General features: G+C 37.0%; 27 protein-coding genes and 1 riboswitch. Of the genes, 9 read left to right on the top strand and 18 right to left on the bottom strand.

The genetic code is table 11. From position 1 onward, the window contains the following. Positions 1–2: 2 nt before the first annotated feature. From BLT95_RS11650 to BLT95_RS11630, 5 genes are read left to right on the top strand one after another with little or no spacing between them, the layout of a single operon-like run. Positions 3–266: a DUF3098 domain-containing protein gene (locus BLT95_RS11650; protein WP_089666350.1), complete on the top strand. Its 264-nt coding sequence runs from the start codon at positions 3–5 to the stop codon at positions 264–266. Between the two features lie 5 nt (positions 267–271). After that, a complete protein-coding gene (locus BLT95_RS11645; RefSeq protein WP_089666349.1) occupies positions 272–1066 on the top strand; it encodes an undecaprenyl-diphosphate phosphatase in 795 nt (264 codons plus the stop codon). Further along, a complete protein-coding gene (gene truB, locus BLT95_RS11640) occupies positions 1056–1772 on the top strand; it encodes a tRNA pseudouridine(55) synthase TruB (RefSeq protein ID WP_089666348.1) in 717 nt (238 codons plus the stop codon). The genes BLT95_RS11645 and truB overlap by 11 nt, the downstream gene beginning before the upstream one ends. Before the next feature lie 22 nt (positions 1773–1794). Then, positions 1795–2523, top strand: coding sequence for a hypothetical protein (locus tag BLT95_RS11635; protein WP_089666347.1), 729 nt, complete (start codon positions 1795–1797; stop codon positions 2521–2523). Positions 2524–2528: 5 nt separating this feature from the next. Beyond that, complete coding sequence (locus tag BLT95_RS11630) at positions 2529–3116, top strand: DNA-3-methyladenine glycosylase I (RefSeq protein ID WP_089666346.1); 588 nt, start codon at positions 2529–2531, stop codon at positions 3114–3116. Between the two features lie 70 nt (positions 3117–3186). Here the strand turns inward: BLT95_RS11630 and BLT95_RS11625 are convergent, their stop codons facing one another. The 4 genes from BLT95_RS11625 to BLT95_RS11610 form a co-directional block, all read right to left on the bottom strand. Next, the gene (locus BLT95_RS11625; RefSeq protein WP_231896361.1) at positions 3187–3645 is read right to left on the bottom strand and encodes a hypothetical protein; all 459 of its coding nucleotides are present in this window, start codon (positions 3643–3645) and stop codon (positions 3187–3189) included. A 119-nt stretch (positions 3646–3764) separates the two neighbouring features. Then, positions 3765–4403, bottom strand: a complete 639-nt coding sequence (gene aat / locus BLT95_RS11620; RefSeq protein ID WP_089666345.1) for a leucyl/phenylalanyl-tRNA--protein transferase — start codon at positions 4401–4403, stop codon at positions 3765–3767. A 236-nt stretch (positions 4404–4639) separates the two neighbouring features. Next, positions 4640–5014, bottom strand: coding sequence for a DUF3127 domain-containing protein (locus BLT95_RS11615; RefSeq protein WP_011710888.1), 375 nt, complete (start codon positions 5012–5014; stop codon positions 4640–4642). Positions 5015–5022: 8 nt separating this feature from the next. Next, complete coding sequence (locus BLT95_RS11610) at positions 5023–5895, bottom strand: flavin reductase family protein (RefSeq protein ID WP_089666344.1); 873 nt, start codon at positions 5893–5895, stop codon at positions 5023–5025. A gap of 115 nt (positions 5896–6010) precedes the next feature. Here BLT95_RS11610 and BLT95_RS11605 point away from each other — a divergent pair, with 115 nt between their 5' ends. Continuing rightward, complete coding sequence (locus tag BLT95_RS11605; protein WP_089666911.1) at positions 6011–7159, top strand: HAMP domain-containing sensor histidine kinase; 1149 nt, start codon at positions 6011–6013, stop codon at positions 7157–7159. Here the strand turns inward: BLT95_RS11605 and BLT95_RS11600 are convergent. The 3 genes from BLT95_RS11600 to greA all read right to left on the bottom strand — a co-directional run bounded on the left by BLT95_RS11600 (position 7156) and on the right by greA (position 8537). After that, on the bottom strand, positions 7156–7569 hold the full coding sequence (locus BLT95_RS11600) for an acyl-CoA thioesterase (RefSeq protein ID WP_089666343.1): 414 nt from the start codon (positions 7567–7569) through the stop codon (positions 7156–7158). The genes BLT95_RS11605 and BLT95_RS11600 overlap by 4 nt on opposite strands. Further along, on the bottom strand, positions 7566–7961 hold the full coding sequence (locus BLT95_RS11595; protein WP_089666342.1) for an HIT family protein: 396 nt from the start codon (positions 7959–7961) through the stop codon (positions 7566–7568). The genes BLT95_RS11600 and BLT95_RS11595 overlap by 4 nt, the downstream gene beginning before the upstream one ends. Before the next feature lie 99 nt (positions 7962–8060). Beyond that, complete coding sequence (gene greA / locus BLT95_RS11590) at positions 8061–8537, bottom strand: transcription elongation factor GreA (protein ID WP_089666341.1); 477 nt, start codon at positions 8535–8537, stop codon at positions 8061–8063. Positions 8538–8792: 255 nt separating this feature from the next. Here greA and BLT95_RS11585 point away from each other — a divergent pair, with 255 nt between their 5' ends. Then, the gene (locus BLT95_RS11585; RefSeq protein ID WP_089666340.1) at positions 8793–9221 is read left to right on the top strand and encodes a hypothetical protein; all 429 of its coding nucleotides are present in this window, start codon (positions 8793–8795) and stop codon (positions 9219–9221) included. Positions 9222–9283: 62 nt separating this feature from the next. Here the strand turns inward: BLT95_RS11585 and BLT95_RS11580 are convergent, their stop codons facing one another. Next, positions 9284–11665: a TonB-dependent receptor gene (locus BLT95_RS11580; RefSeq protein WP_089666339.1), complete on the bottom strand. Its 2382-nt coding sequence runs from the start codon at positions 11663–11665 to the stop codon at positions 9284–9286. Between the two features lie 106 nt (positions 11666–11771). Further along, positions 11772–11861, bottom strand: a riboswitch (TPP riboswitch). Positions 11862–11950: 89 nt separating this feature from the next. Here BLT95_RS11580 and BLT95_RS11575 point away from each other — a divergent pair. Beyond that, positions 11951–14389: an ATP-binding protein gene (locus BLT95_RS11575; protein WP_089666338.1), complete on the top strand. Its 2439-nt coding sequence runs from the start codon at positions 11951–11953 to the stop codon at positions 14387–14389. Here the strand turns inward: BLT95_RS11575 and BLT95_RS11570 are convergent. From BLT95_RS11570 to BLT95_RS11535, 8 genes are all read right to left on the bottom strand, one after another. Next, positions 14379–15731, bottom strand: coding sequence for a sigma-54 dependent transcriptional regulator (locus BLT95_RS11570; protein ID WP_089666337.1), 1353 nt, complete (start codon positions 15729–15731; stop codon positions 14379–14381). The genes BLT95_RS11575 and BLT95_RS11570 overlap by 11 nt on opposite strands. Positions 15732–16070: 339 nt before the next feature. Next, entirely contained in the window at positions 16071–16418 is a 348-nt protein-coding gene (locus tag BLT95_RS11565) for a hypothetical protein (protein ID WP_157718054.1), read from the bottom strand. Between the two features lie 516 nt (positions 16419–16934). Next, entirely contained in the window at positions 16935–17336 is a 402-nt protein-coding gene (arfB, locus tag BLT95_RS11560) for an alternative ribosome rescue aminoacyl-tRNA hydrolase ArfB (protein ID WP_089666335.1), read from the bottom strand. A 1-nt stretch (position 17337) separates the two neighbouring features. Beyond that, positions 17338–18876, bottom strand: coding sequence for a DUF4301 family protein (locus BLT95_RS11555; protein WP_089666334.1), 1539 nt, complete (start codon positions 18874–18876; stop codon positions 17338–17340). Beyond that, positions 18873–19445: an ATP-binding protein gene (locus BLT95_RS11550; protein ID WP_089666333.1), complete on the bottom strand. Its 573-nt coding sequence runs from the start codon at positions 19443–19445 to the stop codon at positions 18873–18875. Before BLT95_RS11550 ends, BLT95_RS11555 begins: the two co-directional genes overlap by 4 nt. Then, positions 19406–20038, bottom strand: a complete 633-nt coding sequence (gene pnuC / locus BLT95_RS11545; protein WP_089666332.1) for a nicotinamide riboside transporter PnuC — start codon at positions 20036–20038, stop codon at positions 19406–19408. Before pnuC ends, BLT95_RS11550 begins: the two co-directional genes overlap by 40 nt. Next, complete coding sequence (locus tag BLT95_RS11540) at positions 20022–20282, bottom strand: YkoF family thiamine/hydroxymethylpyrimidine-binding protein (protein WP_089666331.1); 261 nt, start codon at positions 20280–20282, stop codon at positions 20022–20024. Before BLT95_RS11540 ends, pnuC begins: the two co-directional genes overlap by 17 nt. A gap of 366 nt (positions 20283–20648) precedes the next feature. Then, a complete protein-coding gene (locus BLT95_RS11535; RefSeq protein ID WP_172822590.1) occupies positions 20649–21035 on the bottom strand; it encodes a VOC family protein in 387 nt (128 codons plus the stop codon). Positions 21036–21211: 176 nt separating this feature from the next. Between BLT95_RS11535 and BLT95_RS11530 the strand changes: the two genes are divergently transcribed. Further along, positions 21212–22030, top strand: a complete 819-nt coding sequence (locus BLT95_RS11530) for a DUF5694 domain-containing protein (protein ID WP_089666330.1) — start codon at positions 21212–21214, stop codon at positions 22028–22030. Positions 22031–22080: 50 nt separating this feature from the next. On the opposite strand, the gene BLT95_RS11525 is transcribed toward BLT95_RS11530, so the two are convergent. Further along, positions 22081–22797: a geranylgeranylglyceryl/heptaprenylglyceryl phosphate synthase gene (locus BLT95_RS11525; protein WP_089666329.1), complete on the bottom strand. Its 717-nt coding sequence runs from the start codon at positions 22795–22797 to the stop codon at positions 22081–22083. Continuing rightward, the gene (locus tag BLT95_RS11520) at positions 22797–23444 is read right to left on the bottom strand and encodes a 4'-phosphopantetheinyl transferase superfamily protein (RefSeq protein WP_089666328.1); all 648 of its coding nucleotides are present in this window, start codon (positions 23442–23444) and stop codon (positions 22797–22799) included. The genes BLT95_RS11525 and BLT95_RS11520 overlap by 1 nt, the downstream gene beginning before the upstream one ends. Positions 23445–23497: the final 53 nt, after the last annotated feature.

Genomic DNA, 23497 nt, shown 5'->3' with positions numbered 1-23497 from the left:
AGATGAAAAAGGATAAAGAGATACACGATGGAGGTAGTTTTAATACCGGGTTTGTTTTCGGAAAGAAGAACTATACTTTTATGTTCATAGGTATGGCGGTGATCGCTTTAGGCTTTATTTTAATGTCTGGCGGCGGTAGCGAAGATCCTAATGAATTTAATGACGCGATCTATAATTTTCAAAGAATTCGACTTGCACCGGCTATGGTGCTGATTGGTTTTGCCATTGAGGTTTATGCCATTCTATTGAATCCCGATAAAAAATAAGAAATTTGGACGTATTAGACGCCGTGATCCTTGGGATCATCCAGGGACTTACCGAATTTTTGCCTGTATCTTCCAGTGGACATTTAGAATTAGGGAAAGCTATTTTAGGAGATACCAGTGTACCAGAAGAATCACTATTATTTACGGTAGTACTTCACTTCGCAACTGCATTAAGTACGATTGTGGTCTTCAGAAAAGATATTTTAGAAATTATAGGTGGTCTACTGAGCTTTAAATGGAATGAGGAAACTCAATTCTCTTTGAAGATCATAGTTTCCATGATCCCTGCAGTTCTCGTTGGGCTTTTGTTCGAAGAACAATTAGAGGCGCTATTTGGAGGAAATATCCTGTTTGTAGGATTTATGCTATTGATCACCGCATTACTTCTCTGGCTGGCAGATAAGGCGAAGAACACCGGAAAAAAAGTTAGCTATAGCAATGCATTCGTAATCGGTGTTTCACAGGCTATCGCCATGTTACCCGGAATCTCCCGAAGTGGAGCTACTATTTCAACTTCCGTATTACTCGGAAATGATAAAACGAAAGCAGCAAGATTCTCATTTTTAATGGTGGTGCCACTAATATTCGGAAAGATCGCAAAAGATCTTTTAAGCGGTGAATTGATGGAAAGCAATGCCGATTTCACCATTCTGGCAGTTGGATTCGTGGCAGCATTCCTGGCCGGGCTTGTTGCGTGTACCTGGATGATCGCACTGGTTAAGAAAAGTAAACTTTCATGGTTTGCCGCGTATTGTTTTGTAGTGGGACTGGCGGCTATTATTTTTGCGTATGCACAATAAGGAAATTACTCCCGAAGAATTCAAAACAGGACAGGTATTACTTTTTGATAAACCTCTTAACTGGACCTCATTTCAGCTCGTAAATAAGGTGAGATGGCTAATCAGGAAAAGTTGCAATATTAAAAAAATTAAAGTTGGTCACGCCGGAACTTTAGATCCGCTAGCCACGGGATTACTAATTATCTGCACCGGGAAATTCACCAAAACGATCCCAGAACTTCAGGGGCAAATCAAGGAATATACAGGAACATTTACTTTGGGAGCCACTACTCCATCTTTCGATTTAGAAACTGAAATTGACGAAAATTTCCCCACAGATCATATTACAGAAGAATTACTTCAGGAAACCACCAAAAAATTTATCGGCGAAATTGACCAAACTCCGCCTGTTTTCTCCGCTTTAAAGAAAGACGGAAAAAGACTTTACGAATATGCCCGGGAAGGCAAGGAAGTTGAAGTAAAATCCAGGAAGGTAGAGATTTCGGAATTTGAGATCGACTCAAAAGAATTTCCGAAGGTTCATTTCAGGGTGATTTGCAGCAAAGGAACTTACATTAGAAGTCTGGCGCACGAATTTGGTCAGGCTCTAAATAGTGGCGCACACTTATCGGAATTACGGAGAACTGCAATTGGCGATTATTCCGTAGAAAATGCCATGAATATAGAGTCTTTCGAAAAATTGCTACCTTCACGAGAGAATAATTAAGTCTACTGACTGTTAACTGTATATGAAACGTTTCGAGGATTTTTTCGATAAGCATAAAGCACTTATCCTGACTACACTTTCTTTTGCTGTCCTGATGCTGGCGCTGTATAATTTCAAGCTTGCCAATAGCAATCAAGCTACGGCTGAAATGCTGGTAGATCTCGAACAATTCAAAGTAGAAGAAAAACAAGAAACAGAACCTGACGAACAGAAAGAAACCCCACAGAAAAATCGAAGGGACGTTCAAACCCACCAGGCCTATAACCAGGATAAAGAAACTCGTGAAACCGATTTTAAGAATCAACTGGATAAGATCTTCGAAAAGAATAGTGCCGAGCAGGAACAGAATGAGAACGAAAATAATGAAGGTTCTAACGGAAATTATTCAGTAAACAGAAAAAATTCTGAAGAGAAGAATAAACGTTCAGATGGAGATGACTCTTCAGAAGAAGCTACTCAAAAATCAGCCGCTTACGATTACAGTTCCATTTCGTTTTCTTTGAAAGGAAGAAGGGCTGTGAAAATTCCAAACCCCGTGTATACATGTGATACTGCAGGAAAAGTTGTTATTAATATTACGGTAGATGCCAATGGTTATGTGTTAGATTCTTCTTTTAATAAAGGTAGTTCAACAACTTCTAATGAATGTCTAATTGATCGTGCTTTGGAATATTCGGCCGGAGCAAGATTTAGTAAGCTGGCAGGTAGAAATGCACAACCGGGAACTATCACTTATCATTTTAGATCTTAATAATTATGGCAGAAATTAAACGTTGCGGCTGGTGTGTGGGCGACCCATTATACGAGGCTTATCACGATCATGAATGGGGAGTTCCCGTTCTAGATGACGATACTTTATTTGAATTTCTGACCCTGGAAACTTTTCAGGCCGGACTAAGCTGGATCACCGTACTCCGAAAACGAAATAATTTCAGGGAAGCTTTTGATAATTTCGATTACCGGAAAATTGCTCAATATAAAGATGCTAAGGTCACTGAATTGATGCAGAATGCGGGTATTATCAGAAATCAGATGAAAATAAGGGCAGCGGTGACGAATGCCAGAGAATTTATAAAGATCCAGGATGAATTTGGCAGTTTTAGCAAATATATCTGGCAATTTGTAGAAAACCAGCCTATTCAAAATAATGTTGAAGATTATAAAGCGGCTCCGGCTACTACTGAAATTAGCGATAAACTGAGCAAAGATCTTAAAAAAAGAGGTTTCAAATTTGTTGGTTCCACGGTGATCTATGCTCATATGCAAGCAACTGGAATGGTGAATGATCATCAAACAGATTGTTTCCGTTATAAAGAAGTGAAAAAATTGGGAGAGAAAATGTAGTGACTATCAAAGCAAAAGTTATTTATTCCTTTCATATTTAAATTTTCAGTAAAAGGTAAGAGAACAATAATTAATCCCCTTCACTTAAAGATAAACTACCATCCCCATTAAATGACGTGAGAATAATGGTTACTGACCAAATTCCAGAAGTGCCGTTTTCCGTAACACCAGAAAAAGAATCTGGCTCAGTTCCACCTCTTATAGATCTATCTAAAACAAGATTATCGTTGGCATCCCTTACTTCTATTTCAAATAAACCCGTGGCTGAAGTAGTAACATCAGCATTATAATCTGCAGTATTTAATGAATTTTGCCAGAAAAAGGTTCTAGTTGCACTACCACCATTCCCGGTAAAGTCACCATCTATATCTCCATTAAAGTCATCCCCCTCATCAAAAAGTACAGTTCCATTTACAGTCACTTCAACCATTTCTGTTGGGTTATCATCGCTACTACAGCTACTTACAGCAAAACAAAATATGATTAATAGAGTGAAATTTATATTCTTTATTAAGCGTGGTTTCAACATACCAATAGATTTAGAATTAAAAGAAACTTATTTAAAAATACTATAAAAAATAAAACCGTAGAAGTTAAAATGCCTTTCCTTTACATAACTCTATATATCACCTAATAAAGAGGTGATAATTATTCTAAGTATTTAATAAACTCTTCTCTGGATATCTCTTCTGCCCCCAAACTTTCCAGATGACTTGTATAGCTCTGGCAATCTATTAACTTCACTCCTTCTTTCTCCAGTTCTTGAACCAACTTTATAAATCCAAATTTTGAAGCGTTGCTAGCCTTAGCGAACATACTTTCTCCGCAGAATACATGCTTATCTTTTAGATAAATTCCATAAAGTCCACCGACTAAATTTTCATTATCCCAAACTTCAATAGAATGTGCCAAACCTTCTTTATGAAGCTGAAGATAATTCTCTTTAATTTCCGGAGTTATCCAGGTTCCATCCTGGCCTTTTCTATCTATCTCCCCGCAATTCTCAATAACTTTTTCAAACTCCTGATTAAAAGTGACCTGAAACTTATCCTGATTTAAAAATGGTCTCATGCTTCTGGCTATTTTCAAATTCTCAGGAAAAAGAACCATTCTTGGATCTGGTGACCACCAAAGTACCGGCTGCCCTTCGCTATACCATGGGAAGATTCCTTTATAATAAGCCTCTTTTAATCTTTCAGGACTTAGATCTCTACTCACAGCAAGTAAGCCATCGCTGTCCGCGAAAGTCACCGGTGGCAATTCCTGATCTGGATAAATAAAGTACAATTGGTTTTCTTTTAGAAAATGAAAATAAAAAAGTCCGGCGAAATCTCTAACCGGACTTTGATTTTATTAGGTCAGCCTGAAGTTGATTCAGGGTCTCCACAGGTAAATTTTTATTTGTGATATTAGAACGAGATGCTGAAACAAGTTCAGCATGACCAAAATACGGTTTATCACAGACTAAAAATATTCATCTTTTTTATACCTCGAACTTCGACAAGCTCAGTTCAACAATTATTCTAGAAAGGAAGATCGTCATAATCTTCTTCATTCAAATCACTGGCAGGCTCGAACTGATCTGGTGGTGGTACATTAGAACCTCCTGACGGCTGCTGCGCCGCAAGGTTTTCAATTCTCCATCCCTGGATAGAATTAAAATACTTAGTCTCACCCTGTGGGCTTACCCATTCACGGCCTCTTAGGTTCACTCCAATTTTCACTGGCTGACCAACCTGAAATGCATCTAAAAGACTGCACTTATCCTGAACAAATTCAATCATGATATGTTGTGGATACTGCTCTTCGGTAGTTACCACCATCTCTCTTTTCTGAAATCCGTTACTACCAAATGTCTTGGTTTCTCCAATAAGTTTAATTTTTCCCTGTACTTCCATTGTCTCGTTTATTTTGCTAATAATATTTTCCAGGCATTTTCCGGCTGATCTTTCTCAAGATAAACCTGAGCCTGTTTATGAATTTTTTCTTTATTGCCGGTTCTTACAATTTCGGCTTCTTCAGTATTCGTTTTTAGAAATGCTTCAATTTCACCATTTTCAGGTAATGCCTCTACATTTCCTAATTTCCCAAGATCATTTCCGGTAAGAATAGCACTTGTTCTAATGTCTTCTGGCATGGCATCTACACCAATTCCCAAAGTTGTAAGAGGTTTTGGAACCTCAAACATCCCTGCTTTTGCACGTGTATACCAGTTACCGCCCATACGAGCCACCTGATCTATTTTATACTGATCTATAAATCCAGTGTCATCAAGTATATCTTCATTTATATGCATTTTTACCACATGACAGATCACCAGATTTCCTGCGCCTCCTTCAGTACCCGTTTCCACAACCTCCTTGATCTTGCACTCCATTTGAACCGGAGATTCAGCCACACGAAAAGGTTTTACCAGATCTGATTTCAGCATAGTTAATCCGGATTTTTCGAATTCATTCACCCCTTCGTCATATTCTGTACTGGAAAGTGACATTTGCTGAACAATATCATAATTGACAATATTGATCACCACCTCATCAACTTTTTTAGCATTCTCAAAGGTATGTTTCGTGGTATTATCTCTTCCTCTTCTTGCAGGTGAAAAGATCAATACCGGTGGATTAGCACCAAAAACATTGAAAAAACTAAAAGGCGAAAGATTTGGCTTTCCGTCTTCATCAATAGTACTTGCAAATGCAATAGGCCTTGGACCTATGGCACCCAGAAGGTATTGATGTAATTTACCAACACTTACATCTTTAGGTTCTATACTGAACATATCTCAATTTTTGCCAAAGATAAAGAAACGAACAGGGAATGAAAAGCAATGCATAAACAATAAAAATAGTTTTAAAACGCTTATATTTATTTTTGATTTAAAGCCGGAAGCATACATGAATCTACCCGACGAACGCAGCTTTAATCGCTGGTTTATCATTATTTCCTGCCTTGTGGTCATCATCCTGGTGCTCTGGAATACAAGTATATTTTTTCAGCGACTAAAAGAGGATGAACGGGCGAAAATGAATATCTGGGCACAGGCACAGGAAGAACTTAGCAATGCTCCTGAGAATGCCGATCTTAGCCTTATTCTCAAGATATTAAATAATAATACCACCATCCCGATTATTCATACAGATGAGAATGGGGAAATTGCATATACTACTAATCTTGATCCTAGCATTCTTGAAGATCCTGAAACTACAGAGGATTATCTCAGTGATCTAAAAGAAGAAAATGATCCCATTATTATTGATCTTGGAGAAGGGCAGGTACAATATCTGTATTACGGTAACTCTCCAGCACTTACTAAATTAAAATATTACCCTATAGGATTAACTTTGATAGGCTTTCTTTTTATTGGAGTGGTTTATTTCTTTTATACCACCACAAAATCCAGCGAACAGAACAAACTCTGGGCGGGAATGGCCAAGGAAACTGCGCATCAAATTGGAACTCCGTTAAGTTCTCTTATAGGTTGGACAGAAATTCTGAAAACCGAAGATATCAATCCATCTTATGTGGAAGAAATGGAAAAAGATATCGATCGCTTAAGAACCATCACTGAAAGATTCTCAAAAATTGGATCACTACCAAATTTAAAGCAAACCGACATCGTCGCGTCTACCAAAGAAAGCTTTGAGTACTTAAAAACCAGAAGTTCCAAGCTTATTGATTTCAGCATAAAAACACCGCGACAACCCATTAATGTAATGCTGAACGAGCAACTTTACAGTTGGACCATAGAGAATCTTGTTAAAAATGCGATCGATGCCATGCGCGGTAAAGGCGAATTGCTCATAGAGATCAAGCAGGATATAAAACAGGCGCATATTTATATAACCGATACCGGAAAAGGGATCGATAAAAATAAATTCAAATCTATCTTTGAACCCGGGCAAACCACAAAGAAAAGAGGCTGGGGTCTGGGCCTATCTTTAGCCAAGCGAATTATTGAAGAATATCATAAAGGAAAGATCAAGGTTGCAAAAAGCGAAATAAATAAAGGAACTACCTTTCTAATAAGTTTAAAGAAGGTTTAAAGTGCAGAGATTCTTTTTCGTAACCAGTCTGGTACAGGAAAGGTTTCATTCTTATCAAAGTCGAAACATACCACCACATCATTCCCTTCCGCACAAATTTCATCATTTTCATTCAAGATAATATGTTTCAAACCAAAACTGGTATTACCAATAAAATCAAGTTTGGTCTTAATAATTGCTCTCCCCGGGTAGTAGAGAGATTTATTAAAATCGCATTTAGTAGAAACCAACATCGTTCCCTGATTAGAGTTCTGGTAAAATTCATGAATACCAGAAGCCTCCCAGAAATTAACCCTGCCGCTTTGAAGATATCGCATATAAGAAACGTTATTCACGTGTTCATACATGTCCAGATCGCTCCAGTCTATTCTTATCTCCAGACTTAATTTAAACTCAGAAAAATTGGTCACAATTCTACATTCGCATTAATAGCCGCAGCAATATCTGTAAATTCCTGGTCGCTCATTTCCACATGATTAGAAAAATCCATTTCCTTCATGCTATTGAGCGGTATAAGATGAACATGTGTATGCGGAACTTCCAGGCCAACCACGGCCATTCCTACTCTCTTACAGGAAACTGTTTTTTCCAGAGCGACAGCGACATGTCGTGAAAAACGCATTAACTCCTGATACATATCTTCTTCCAGGTCCCAGATCTTATCAATCTCTTTTTTCGGAATACACAACACATGACCTTTCGCATTGGGCCTGATATCTAAAAAAGCTAAAAACTGGCTGTTTTCGGCTACTTTATAAGCTGGCACTTCTCCTTTAACTATCCTCGTAAACAGTGTCGACATAATTAGGTTGGTTTTTTTATTAAAATTAAAGAATCCTTTTCTCAAATCCGAAATTGCAGATGAAAGAAAAGGATTTAATTTTAACTGATTTGGGTAGAATTATTCTCTCCAGATCTCGATCACTTCGAACTTTACAGTACCGTTTGGAACTTCAATTTCTGCCGTGTCTCCTACTTCCTTGCCTAAGAGACCTTTTCCTATAGGAGAATCTACAGATATTTTCCCAGATTTAAGATCGGCCTCACTTTGGGCCACCAGCTTATATGTCATTTCAGCTCCGTTCGTTTGATTCTTGATCTTCACATGAGAATGTACCAGAACTTTAGATGTATCTAACTGCGATTCGTCAATTACTCTGGCGTTCGCCACCACTTCTTCCAGTTTAGATATCTTCATTTCCAGAAGTCCCTGAGCTTCTTTTGCCGCATCATATTCAGCATTCTCACTCAAATCTCCTTTATCTCTAGCCTCTCCTATTGCCTGAGATGCTTTTGGTCTCTCTACGTCTTTAAGATGATTAAGTTCATCTCTAAGCTTTTTTAACCCTTCAGGGGTGTAATAAGATACTTTACTCATAACTTTATCGTTTTAATATTTCGTAGCCAGTGGGGTAAACCCTCCAGAGCCGAAAAAATACCTTATAATGATTTTATTAATAATTGAATCCCAGGATGCGGGATTGCCCGGATCTATAAAGTTTTAGCTCTCCGGGTTTAAACTATTGCATCATTAACTGAAAAAATCCCATTTCTAACGGGATTTCTTTAAACAAATGTAAGAAATTTAATCTTTCGGAACAATTATATTATTTTCGTTGCAATTTAAAACTACATGAAAAAAATCTTCAGCATAATAGCAGTTTTTATAGTACTTACGGCATGTTCAGGATCTGATGATGAAATTAGAAATAACCCGAATCTTCCAGATCTGAATTTCAGATTCCAGCTTGATCTAAGCTTTCCAGAATATAATGATCTTCAATTTCCCGGGAACTCGTTTGCTACTTATAATCATGGGGTGAGAGGTGTAGTGATCTATAACATCAATAACTCTCAATATGTAGCTTTTGAGTTAAGTGATCCTAACCATCCGCCAAGCAGTTGTTCAGCAATGACGATAAACGGGGTAATTGCTACCTGTGACTGTGAAGGCAATCAATACAACGTGATCACGGGTGAAATTGTGGAGGGAGATGGCCAGTATACCATGAAACCTTATCGGGTTCAAAAATCTGGTAACAGAATAGAGGTTTTTAATTAAAAAAAGCCTCCCCTCCAAAACCCTACATTTTGAAAAGGAGGCAGCTAAAACACCTGAAGTGTTTAGAACTTCAGGGTTAATCCCAACAAAAAGTTAGTAGTGGCTTGTGGGTAATACCCGGCTCCATCTAAAGTTTGTACTCCAGAAGGGATATCTTCATTGGGTACATCAAAGGTGAAATAATAGCCATTGGACACATACTTCTCATTAAAGATGTTATTTACCAAACCTGTAAGTACAATTTCTTTAAAGACCCATGGTTGATCCCAACTATACTGAACATTAAAGTCGTTAACAAAATAGCTGTCCAGCTTCGAGTTTTCAGCTTCAATGTTACTCATAAACTGTTCTCCCACATATTTTGAAAGCAGTTTAAGCTCCAGTCCGTTTACAGGTTCATAATTGATGATATTTCCTGCAACGATCTCTGGTGAATACGAAATATCGGTATTACCATAATCTCTAAGCTCCCCGTTGAAAGTAGAAACGAAATCAACATTTTTATTCTGGCTTAAGGCAATATTAGGTCTAATTGAAACCTTATCTGAAAGTATAACTGTTGCATCTATCTCCAATCCTAATCTGTAACTATTTCCACTATTCTGGCGAATAAAAGCGCCCACATCATCAATCCCACCGGTAAGTACTAATTGATTTTGATAATCCATATAATAAAGATTCGTATTCACCTGAAGGTTTTTGGAGTTATGTCTCCATCCAAGCTCAAAATCGTTTAGTTCTTCAGGCTCAGGATCTCCATTTTCATAATCATTCCTACTGGGCTCCCTGTGAGCTCTCGCATAAGAAAAATAGAACTGATTAAACGGATTTAGCTCATAGGTTAGACCAGCTTTTGGATTAAAAAAGCTGAAATTATCATCATTTAAGAACCTTGATTGATCGTCCAGTAAACCATCGGTTTCATAATTCACGGTTCTTAGCTGAAGATCTGCGTAACCACCAAGTTTCTCTGTAATCGCAAAATTTGCCTTTGCGTAAATATTAAAATCGGTTTTATCTGCCTCATTGAAGTAATAAGGTTCGTAAGGATCGTTATTTCTGGCAAATCTCGTATACACGACTTCTCCAAAGTGATCGCCGTCATATTTATTCCAGCCTCCACCAAGGGTAGCATCCCAATTAGCATTCTGATAATTTAAACTGAAAACTGTTCCGTAGAAATGATTATCCAGCCATTTTGTACCAACAATATCAGAAGTGGTCACTTCTTCCCCTTCGGCAACAAAGTTTGGTAATCCAAATTCAGCCAGATCGGCATCCTCATTATATTCTTCATAATAACCCCTTCCGTAGGTATAATGAAAAGCAATATTAGAAGACCAGTTGGTATTATAATCCTGATTCCACAGCAGTTGATAATGATCCTGTTTGTAATTATCTGTTTGATTATCATAAAACTTTGTATTCCCGTTTTCATCGGTATAAATACCGGCAGGGTTAAAGGTACGATCGTTCTGCAATGTTTCCTTATCTATCCCATACCATGCCTGGTATGTCCTTTCACTTCCGCCAAAAGTCAATGCTTTAATAAGCGTATTATCATCTACGTAGGCTCCCTGAAGAAAATAAGATTTTAGATCACTACTTGCTCTATCTATATAACCATCACTTCTAATTTTTGAAGCTCTTCCGGTAAAAGAAAAGTGATCATTGATCAATCCTGTGCTAAATTTCACCGTATGTTTAAAAGTGTTGTAAGAACCTATACTATTGGCTATTTCTCCCTGAGCTTCTTCTTTATAAGCATCGGTTAAAATATTAAGGCTGGCACCAAAGGCCCCTGCTCCATTTGTTGAAGTTCCAACACCTCTTTGCAGCTGAAGATTTTCTACAGAAGATGCAAAATCCCCAAGATTTACCCAGAATGTTCCCTGACTTTCTGCATCGTTATAAGGAATACCGTTGATAGTAACATTTACTCTGGTAGCATCGCTTCCACGCACCCTAATTCCTGTATACCCCACACCGGCTCCGGCATCTGTAGTTGTAACTACATTGGGCATATAGCTCATCAAAACGGGGATATCCTGCCCAAGATTACGATCTTCGATTTCCTCGTTACTCAAATTACTATAAGTAATGGGTGATTTATCTCCCACCCTTACTGCTGAAAGAAAAACCTCATCCAGACTCTCTTCAGCACCAGATAGATCCACGTTCAGCACCTTATCTGAATCGATAACCACTCTTTTACTTTTTTGATTTCCAAAAACGAAAATGATAGTATACGTCCCCTCTTCCAGGTTCAGCGTATAGTTTCCTTTTTGATTGGTAAGTGTTCCTGAGCCCGAGTCCTTCACATAGACTGAAGCTTCGTTTAACGGGACTCCGTTTTCGGTTACGGTTCCCGAAAGTTTAAATTCCTGTGCATAGGCCTGTATGGAAAGCGCCAGAAGACCTACAAAAAATAATACATGTTTCATCCGTAATAAAATTTTACGAATAAAAGGGGCGATTACTCTTTCTGTTTTAAAGTTTATAAATAAAAAATCCTGAAACTGCCACTTGGCAACATCAGGAGTACATACACTGCACTTTCGTGCAATTCCCTTGGCAGCATTACCTGCCCAGGTTCATTGGGTATGATCTCAGCCCATTTGGGCACCCCTTTTGAGATTGTGGTGCAAATGTAATATGCTTTTTTAGAAATACAATACATTTGGAGAAAATTGCCATATTTGGCTTAATTTTAGATTTAAACCTGAGTTATGTTTAGTGCCAAACGCTCCATCACCGCAAAAGTAGTAACCGGATATGTAATCGTGGCCATTCTGGCCGGGCTTGCTGTTTGGTACGTTTACAACCAGGTAATCGCTTATTCTGAGATTGCGCAATCCAATACTGAAAATAACCAGCAACTTATCCTGGTTAGTGAAATAAGTACCAATCTTAATGAATCTGAAAATACCAGTAGGCGACTTATTCAAACAGGAGCTGAAGAAGAGTTAATGCTCTATAATTCCCAAATTGACACCATAAAGTCTAAAATTAACAGACTGAGCCAGTCCTATGAAAAGATTGACCTGGAAAATGAGACTGACAGTATCAATAAGCTTCTAGAGCAAAAGACTGAAAACTTAAAGGAACTCGTCGCTTTAAGGGATACCGATAGAAATACCAATTATTACTCAAAGGCCCTGAGGGAACTAAGAAATATAGATGCTTCTTTTAAAGATTATAGCTACGAGAACAGGTTTAGAAACCTTAAACCTTACCAAAAGGATATCCTTGTTAAATGGCTTGAATATTCAAAAGAAGATAATGCAGAGCGCATTACCACACAGCGGCTTGATTCGGTTGTAAAATCTGTAAAACGGGTTTTAACAGATCTTGAGTTTGCAAACAGACAATTTCAGAACGAAGTAATTCAAAAGGAGAATGAATTGCTGAATAATGACCTGATTCTTAACCAACAGCTTCAAAGCTTATTATCTGAGCTTGAATTGAAAGAACGGGAGAATGCGGTAGAACGAGCTGAAGTTTTTCAAAATATGCTCAATAAAACCTCTAATATCATCTTTCTTGGAGGCTGTATTATTTTGCTGATCATTCTCTATTTTATCATCAATATTATTGGAGATGTTACCCGTAGCCAGCGGTACAGGGTTGAGCTGGAAGAAGCTAAGGAATTTGCAGAATCACTACTTGCCAGCCGGGAACAATTTATGGCGGCGATCACGCATGACCTTCGGAGTCCGCTTACCACCGTGATGGGTTATACCGATCTTATTCAAAAAACGGAGCTGAATGAGAAACAGAAACATTACCTCACCCAAATTAAAAAATCTTCAGAATTTATCTTAAGACTGGTAAATGACCTGCTGGATCTTTCAAAATTGGAAGCCGGGAAAATGCTGGTGGAAAAACTCTCCTTCAATCCAAAAAAACTAATTAAGGATACCGTAAACAATGTGATTCCTGCTGAAAAGAAAAAAGATGTAAAAATCATTATTGAAGTTTCAGAAGAAACCAATGTTCAAATACAAAGTGACCCTTTCAGGATCAAGCAGATACTTGCAAACCTTATTTCAAACGCCTGGAAATTTACTGAAAAAGGAAGTATTCTAATTGCTGCCGAACTCCAGGAACAATCTAATAAAGACCACATTCTTGAGATCAGGGTTAAAGATTCAGGGATAGGCATTTCAAAAGAAATGCAGGCCAGTGTCTTTGAAGAATTCTCACAGGAGAACAGCAATATTGAAAAACAGTTTGGAGGTTCTGGCCTTGGTCTTGCGATCACCAAAAGACTCACCGAATTGCTCGAAGGGGAAATAAAGGTTAAAAGCGAACAGGGAGAAGGAAGTGAATTTATTATCGCTATTCCAGTAGTTAAACTTTCAGAAACCAGAGAAGAGCCGGAAAAAGAAGGGAAAAATAATGAAGTAATTGAAAAAAGCTTAAATACTGCGGGGATGAAAGCTTTGGTAGTGGATGATGAACCGGGGCAATTATCGCTTACTGTTGAAGTAGTAAGATCTATGGGTTTTGAAATCGAAACTGCAGAAAACGGGAAAGAGGCGCTGGAAAAACTAAATAAGATTAATTTCAATATCGTCCTTACAGATATACAAATGCCCATACTAGATGGCTTCCAGCTGATCAAATATATTCGGAAAGATGAAAAACTTAAAGATATGCCTGTAATTGCCCTGTCAGGAAGAACAGATCTCAAGAAAAATGTTTACACACAGGTGGGCTTTGACAACAAGTTATTAAAACCTTATAAGCCAGACGATCTAAAACAACATATCGCCCGGCTTCTAAAATTAAAGTACGAAAAAAGTGAAGCTCCAGTAGATACTGAAAATGGTAAATTGACATCTGAAGCTTACGATCTTAGCGATATTTATGAATTCTCAGGCCATGATGACGATGCGATGCAAACCATATTAAAAGCATTTCTCCAGGGCGCCGACAATAGCACACAGGAACTCGCAGTAGCCTTCGAAAACAATGATACCGACAGGATGGGGAAATTAGCTCATAGAATGCTTCCCATGCTTAGACAGATGAAAGCAAATGAAGTGATCGCAGTGTTGGTTAAAATGGAGGCTAGAGACAATGTAAGCTCTTCTGAGTTCTCTTATTTTCAGAAAAAAATAAAAGAATTAATGGCAAGCCTGGAAGAAGATATTACAGTTTAATACCGTATTGCTTAAGTTTATTATATAAGGTTTTCCTATCTATAGACAACATCCTGGCGGCTTTACTCTTGTTTCCTCCAGTCTTTTCCAAAGCATCAAGAATTAATTGCTCCTCATTCTTATTTTTAAATAACCCGTAGTCATTTTCAGTAGAACGTGAAGATGTTGCTATCTCATGTGGCAATACTTTTAAAGGTATTAGATCGTCCTTGGTTAATAGAACAGCACGCTTTACCATATTCTTTAACTCTCTAAGATTCCCAGGCCAGTTATAATTTCTAAAAGCATGAATAGCCTCGTCTGTAAATCCAAGGATATTCTTTTCAAGATCTGCATTGGCCTCATCTAGAAATTGATTTGCAAACAACATTAGATCTTCCTTTCTTTCCCTTAACGCAGGGACTTTGATAGAAAACTCATTCAATCTATGATAAAGATCCTCTCTAAAATCACCTTCTTTTACAGCTTCAGAAAGGTCTTCATTAGTCGCCGTCACCACACGAATATCAACCTGGACTTCGTTATTACTACCTACCGGCTTAATTCTACGTTCCTGCAAGGCTCTTAATAATTGCACCTGTAGCTCATAGGTAAGGTTTCCAATTTCATCCAGAAAAAGTGTTCCTCCATTGGCAGCCTCAAAGTGACCAGTTTTATCGTTTATTGCTCCTGTAAAAGAACCTTTGAGATGGCCAAAAAATTCACTGGAAGCGATCTCTTTTGGAATAGCCCCGCAATCTACCGCAATGAATGGTGCTGCATGCCTCTTACTTTGCAAATGGATACTTTTCGCTATTTGCTCTTTTCCGGTACCGCTTTCCCCTGTGATAAGAACAGACATATTTGTAGGTGCTACCAATTCTACATAGTCACTTAATCTCCTTGAGGGTTCACTTACTCCTTTAACCAGATCCAGATTCTCCGTAAGAGGTCCCCTGCTTTTCTTAACCGGTTTTGGTTTTTCGGCTGGGGGAGCAACCTCATTCGTATGAAGTGCATTTTCTATAGTTTGTAAAATAGATTCTGGTCTGAAGGGTTTTGAAACATAATCAAAAGCCCCTTCTTTCATTGCGTTCACAGCCATACTTATTTCAGCATAACTGGTCATAACAATCACCTGGGTAGAAGGATTTTCAGCCTTCACATTCTTAAGGATCTCCAAACCATCGGTATCTGGAAGCCTTACATCTGTAAGCACTAGATCAAATTTACCTGAAGATATCTTTTTAAATGCTTCCGTAGCTGAATAAACAAGGCTCACCTTATAATCCCTTTTCTCTAAAAAGGTTTTTAACATCGTACCAAATGCAACATCGTCTTCAACGACCAGAACTTTAGACATAAATCAATTTTAAAAAAGCTTAGCAAAGGTAATAATCTTTAAATCATTAGGTTTTAAAAGAAAGCATAAAAAAAAGAGAGGTTGATTACAACCTCTCTTTCCTGGCAATTTTGTGGTTATATAAATTGCCTAAACTAATTCCCATTTCACAGATTTCTCATCGTCTCGTAATGTAAACAAGCAAAAAAATGACATTTATAGTGTTAGTCTTCTGGTTGTTAGCATTCAGGTTTAAAACCTAAACACAGTCATTTTTTTGCGAGCTTACCGGGGTAGATTTACTACTTAACTTTTCATTGATCTGTGGTCCTGGAGTTGGTCTCTCCAATAAATGGACCTCTATTTATCGGTTTCTTTTAAATCATCTTTTTCAAGCCATTTTCCATCCTGATCTATATAAACTTTTTCAGTCTCGCCTGCTACATCCAGTTTGAGTTTATAAACTTTCATATCTCCTTTAACTTTCACCCAGGCTTCAGAAGCAACAGCTCCATTATAATCTGTAATTAGAGCATCTTTCACGGCTTGCGGTAGCTCCATAACATCAACTGAAGCAAATTCTTCCTGCTCCACTTCTATCTCCATTTCATCTTCGATCTCTTCCACCTCTTCTACCTGTGCCTGTAAATTTTGAGTAGCAAAGAACATTGCTCCAATGGTCATCATACTTAATGCAAACTTTTTCATAATTTATAGTTTTATTGATCTAATTGGTTTTTTGATCATATTGTTATACTAAATAGGTATAGAATAATTATGCCATTTTCATCAATTAACCCTAAACATCACTAAAACAGAGGAATATTAAGTTTTGAAATATGTTTTTCACAAAATATTATGTAGAAAAATAAGCATCGAGCAACAATGATTGTGGAATTTAATCATCACTTGAATTGATCAATTGGAATAAATGGTCTACTTGTTTGAGGCTTTAAAATAGAAAAGGCTCCATAAGGAGCCTTTTCAATCCGAAAATCTAAATTATAAAACAGAATAAATTAGTTAGTTGTCAATTTATTCTATTCCCAATACTAACCTATTTATTACATTGTAATAATCGTACCATTTATAAAAAGCTGCATAAACATAAGCTTAAATACTGAAAAACATAGATTTAACCCAAATACTTAAATAACCAGTTACAAATTTCCTCAAAATTTATGTGGATTTCTACTCACAATTGGGGATAAATTCCCCAGTATTTTACTTTAAAGGATCTTTTCTCTGAGCTTTGATTTCAGATTGTTTTTTCTTGGCTTTTAGACGTTTAATTTTTGAAGCTTTGGTGGGTTTGGTTTTCTTCCTGGGTTTTGGTCTTTTAAGAGCTTCTTTAATTTCAAAAATAAAATTCCCGGTTACAATATCTTTATTAGTATGCTGGCTTCTGGAATCTTCACTATTCATCTTTAGAATTCCTTCTTTATTAATTCTTCCTGAAAGTTTTCTTGAGATCCTCTTTTTCTCCTTATCGCTAAGAGCTTGTGAACTAGATACATTAAAACTTAGTTCAACCTTAGTAGCTGTTTTATTCGCATGCTGCCCACCTGGACCAGAGCTTCTTACTGCTTTATAGTCCAGTTCAGTTAAAATAAGCTCTTCATCCATATTATCCTGGTTGGTGCGATTCCTTAAGCAGGTCTGAAACCGTTTTCACCGGATTAAAGGTTTCAACAGGAACTTCCACAAAGACCGTATTCCATTTTGCCATGCCTCCGTTCCATAACCCCGGACGCTCCAATGCTTTTAGCGGTTTGCCATCTTTTGTTTTATCGGCAATAAAACTCATGTCTTCATCAACATAATCATGAAGATCAAAACTTTCCCCATTATGATCTTTAAGACCACACACAATATCTACAGGATTAAAATGGGTAGCTTCCCGAGCCGTTTTTGCCTGTTCAGGATTATCATTATCAATCTGAGCACCTTCAATAATTTGAAGTGAGATCACGCCATTCTTATCTTTTACCAGAAAAGGTCCTCCTCCGGGTTCTCCCTCGTTTTTAACCATCCCGCAAACTCTGAGCGGACGATGCAATTTTTCCTTCAGGTTTTCAATAAATAACTCTTGATTAGATGAACTTTTAACAAACAGTTCTTTTCTTAAAAAGTCCTGAATTTCATCTAATTTTTCTGAAGGAACATTACCCTTATCTAATATTTCTAAATAACCGAAAACTTTTTTCTGAACCTGGAAAAGTTTACCTCCAAGCATTTTTTTATGGTCTATTACATTCTGAACTTTATCTTCTGTAACCACATTATCAATATTCTTCACAAAAACAATATCTTCATCTAGTTGATTCATATTCTCGATAAGAGCGCCATGGCCACCAGGCCTGAAGAAAAGATCGTTTTCCTCCGTTTTAAACGGCTCAAAATCGTTGTCAACTGCTATAGTATCGGTTTTAGGGTTTTGGTAAGAATATTCAATTTCAAACTTCACTTTCGTTTTATCTTCCAGTCGCTCCTGAATTTCTTTCCATTCACCTTTAAATTTATCTTTATCGCCTTTAGCCACCGTAAAATGGAGTTTTGCAACATCATCAACCTCAGCATATTCAGCTGCTTCAAAAAGATGTTCTTCAAAAGCAGTAGCGGTATGCTGGTTATATTTATGAAAAGGCACCAGACCTTTTGGAAGATTGCTTAGATATAATCCGTCTGATTCCAGAATCGTTTGGACCAGAATTTTCGTCTGGGAGTCATGAGATAGATCTTCGTAATTAGATTGATTTTTTTTAGCTTTCTCAATAGCCTTATCATAAAAAGGAAGCTTCTCTATATGGTTGAAAAATCGCTGAAGATCGGCATCTCCAGAGGCATCTAAATATTCCCTTAATCCATGTCTTTCCGGATCAAAATCATCTATAAAGTTATGCAGGGCTTTGAACATTCTCGAAGCCGCCCCAGAGGCCGGAACGAATTTTAAAATACTATATTCGTCTTTTTCGGCATCATATAAATCTATTAGCTCCCTTTTTTCAGCAGAATCAATTTTGCTGATTCCGTTGCCTACCGTGGCCGCTTCAGTAATATTCACCTTAATATTTCCTCTTTTGAAAATCTCAATTTGCTCTTCTACTTCTTTCGTTGAAAGCCCTTTTTCTTCAATTTGCAGAATATCCCTTTCTCTAAATTTCACGATTCTTGCTTTTTTATTAGTTCGTCAATTTTTTTCACTGCATTTTTAAAACGCACTTCCCTGTTGCCTCTTAAAATGAAATAAGGTTTTTGATATTTCTCCAATGTATTTTGAAATTTTTGGAACATTTTCTCACGGTCGTGAGGTTTATCCCTTAAATCATCTGGTTTCCAGGGAACATCAATATACGTTAAAAAGTAGAGATCATAATTGTTGTTTAACGCATGTTTAAGAAGTTGAGGATCGCAATAGTTGTTATAATATGCTTCGGAATATACCTTCAACTCTAAAAGATTAGTATCACAAATAAGAAGGTTCTCAGCTTGTTTTGAAAGCCTGTTTTCAGCTTCCATCTGCCCCTTAGCTATTGAAATAATGTCTTTAGGTTCACAAACACGCTTTTCAGAATCCCATACCTGCTGAAGGTATTCACGCATATATTCTTTTACCAGAGGTTCATTATAATAATTGGCGAGATCTTCTGAAAGAGTCGTCTTTCCGGTAGATTCAGGTCCAAACAGGACGATTTTTATGCAGGACGCAGGTCGTTGCGCAAGTGTTTCTTCCATGCTTTATAACCATAAATTGCAATGATGGTAAATACTAAATATTGCAAACTTGTAAAAATAAGGCCTTTATAAAAATAAAGTGGTACAGAAATAATATCTCCTATAATCCAGTAGATCCAGTTCTCGATCTTACGTTTTGCCATTAGCCACATTCCAACAAAGAAAATAGCAGTGGTAATCGTATCTACATAGGCCGTCCAGTTATTCCATTTTTCAAAATATTCATAAACGCTGAATACAAAAAGAAGAGTCCCGATAAATATAAAGACCGATTGAAATTGTTCTCTTCTGGTAGTACTTGTAATGGGTGTAAAATGGTCCGGATCTATTTTTCTTGTCCAGATGTACCAGCCGTAGATACTCATTGAAAAATAGTAAGCATTGATCATCATATCCCCTAGAAGCTGCCATTGCCAAAGCAGATATACAAAAATTACGGTACTTATAATACCGGTTGGATATACCAGAATATTATTCTGCTTGGAATACCATACAGATAAAAACCCGAAGATCACGGCAATGATCTCTAGAATTATAAATAGTGTTGGGTATCCGGAATATTGATCAAAGAAAAAATCAAAAATCGGCTGCATACTCGCTACGGTCGGATTTTACGAACTTTACATACAGGAGTCCACGTTCTATAGCCTCAAAAGCATTTTTGATCTCCTTATTTAATAATGCCATGACCTCATCATAATCTCCGTAAACCTGGGTACTTAAAGGATTCTCTTTTACTGTGAGTCCAGATTCACGCATCTTTTTAATAAAATTGATGATCGCCGGTTCGTAATCATCCTGAATTGGTGTTAGGGTAAGTTCTACTGAAATGTTCATTGAAATTGATTTTTCCACCCAAAGTTAGCCAAAACAAAATGAAAATTTAGATTTAGAGGTATGAAGGTGGAAATAACGGAATATTTAAAATAGCTATTCTTTTTCAGGTCATCTTAGTGAGGAAGTGAAACTCTTTACTTAATAAATAAATTTTTACTACGTAGTAGCAACGAGTAACTCCAAAAACATCCTGGTGAAATTTTTTCAGCAGCTAGACAAACTCTATAAATGAAAGGAAAAATGATAATCATTTATGACAAAACAGCCGAGGTAATTTCATCATTTCCAGAAAGCAAAGCCTACGAAATATCTTTTTTAAATCTAATTTAGTTGAGCTTGAACAAAATGGTTTTTCTGAAAAGCGAATTACTGCATAGAATGGATCCCGATCATATTGCCTTCGGTGTCTTTTGCAAGACTTATAAAACCATATTCGCCAATAGACATTTTAGGTCTTAACAGCTCACCGCCGGCATCTTTAACTCGGGCCTCCTCTATACTACAATCTTCACTCCCAAAATAAACAATGGTGCTATTCCCACCCGCCGTCATTTCTTTCATATATACTAATGCCCCGGAAGCTTTTCCTTTAGATTCCATATCTCCGGGAAATGATAACATTTTCACGGTATCATCAGACGGATCCCCAATTTCTGTCAATTCAGTTTTAAATACTTTTTGATAAAAAGACTGGGCTCGGTTTAAGTCGTTTACATAGATTTCAAACCATACGACTGGATTCTCTATTTTCATAATTGATTGATTTACAGTTACACACCATTAAATTTAAGCTTTTTGAGCAGCTTCGGGAAAATTTTTTTCATAAACAGTTTCGCAATAAAAGTGAGATCCTGAAACCAATAATGTTCACAATTTCTAAAGACAGTGTAACAAATTAAAAAGGGTTACAGTCATTATTAAAAATAATAATGAAATTTTACATCCTGCTATTTAGCCTGTTATTTACGCTTCAAATTAATGCCCAGGAGAATAAGACAAAAGTTCTAACACTAGGCACTTTTCACTTCAATTTCCCTAATAAGGATTTTGTTCAAACCGAAGAATCAAATCAAATTGATGTACTAGAGCCTGAACATCAAGAAGAAATAATGCTAATTGTTGAAAAGCTAAAAAATTTCAATCCGTCAATTATCGTAATTGAACACCCTTCTTCAAAACAGCAGGAAGTTGATTCGTTATTTAATTCCTATTTAGCTGATGAATATGATCTGAAAAGAAATGAAAGAGATCAAATAGGGTTTAGATTAGCCAAACAAATTGGGATAAAAAAACTTTATTGTGTAGATGAATGGGGTACTTTTAACCAACAAGTTGAAAACGTACTATTTGGCAACGATAGCATAGAAAAGAAGAAATTCACTAAATACTATCAAAGCGATCTTGATTCTTCCAGGAAATATAATCCAAAAAAGATATTTAAAGAAAAAGGGATTTTGACGGAGTTGAAAAGATTAAATGATCCTGAAAACATTAAAAAAAGCCTCGGAAATTATTTAATTGGTCCATTTACCTATGAAAGTGAAACCGGAGACTTTTTTGGAGTAAACTTTGAAACCGGACGCTGGTTCAACAGGAACTTAAAGATCTTTAGGAATATTCAGAGAATTAAAGTGAGGCCTGAAGATAAGATCTTAGTTATTTACGGTGCGGGACATATGAATGTTCTCAATTTACTTTTTGAAAGTTCACCAGAATATCAATTAGTTGAAAGCAATGATTTTTTATAATGACACTGTAGGTTTAATTAAGCAATATTTGAGTTTATTCAGGATGAAAATTAGTGCTTAAAGGAATCATTTTCAAAAGCAGTTCCTATTACCACCAAATCTGCTCCCGCATTATAAGCCAAATGAAGTTGTTCTATGCTGCGAATGCCTCCACCAACGATAACTGGTATTTCCAGAACCTTTTTTACTGAACGGATAATTGCTGCAGAGACAGGAAATTGAGCACCACTGCCAGCCTCCAGATAGATCAGTTTTTTTCCGGAATATTGCCCCGCAAGTGCCGTATTCACAATTTGCTGAATATCGCTTTGAACTAATGGAACCGTATTGCTTACTTTTTGCACTGAAGTTTTTTTACCGCCTTCAATTAATATATAACCGGTTGGAATAATTTCAAGATTCGTATTCCTGATTTTTTCTACAGAACGCACCTGCTGCTCGATAAGAAATTCAGGATTTCTTCCAGAGATAAGACTCAAAAAAAGCAAGGCATCAGCGTGAGAAGAAATCTGGCTATGATCTCCCGGAAACAGGATAACTGGTAATTCACAAACATTTTTAATGGCTTTTACCACTGTAGATGTTCTGCCCTCTTCTACTTCACTTCCGCCAACAAGAACATGAGTCGTGTCTTTCGGTAATTTTTGAAAGAATTCTGAGGTTCTGGATTCATCAAATTTATCGGGATCCACAAGTACAGCCATCTGCTTTCGATTCTCATAGACCGCCTCCTGAATTTCTTCCAGATAACTTTGAATATCGATCATCAGGCGTTTGGCTTAGTATTAGAAGGCGTACCAAAAACGCAGGTAAAATTTTCAAATTCCAGGAAGTTGATATCAAACCAATCGTCAATCCCGTTAAACCTCACATGAGTGGTGGTTTTAAAATCATCAAAGTCAAAATCGGTCACATTGATATGCTGTAAAAAACCAATTCCCGGTTGGGCCAGCATTTTATAAACCGATTCTTTAGCACCCCAGACAATGGTTAATTTCCGTATCAAAGCTTCTTCGTTTGCCAGCGTATGATACTCATCCAGCGGAGTAAATTTATTGGCAATGGTAAGGATCTTGTTTCGTTGCTTTTCAATATCTATCCCAACATCCCTATTGCTAATTATGATCGCAGTAAAGTTGAAGGAATGCGTAATGGAAATATACTTATCATCTTTAAGATGGGGTTTTCCATGATCATCATAATAAAGATCGTGATCTGTATAGCCAGCTTCAGCCATCAAATGCCTGATGCTCATAAAACCCCGTCTATGAATTTCAGACTTCATTCCATCAACTCTCTTCTGGCAATGATCTGTTAATTCAACACCTTCAGATAACCACTCAAAAGATTCTTCCACCTTCCAAATGAAGACTTTAGTACGTTCATCAACTGTTATTGTTTTATAAAGAGGCATAAAATTTCTAAGCTTTTCCTTATTTTTGCATTCACAAAATTGCTAATATTCAA

This window comes from Gramella sp. MAR_2010_147 (genome assembly GCF_900105135.1).
Lineage (GTDB): Bacteria > Bacteroidota > Bacteroidia > Flavobacteriales > Flavobacteriaceae > Christiangramia.
This window is presented reverse-complemented; position numbering and strand designations above follow the sequence as displayed.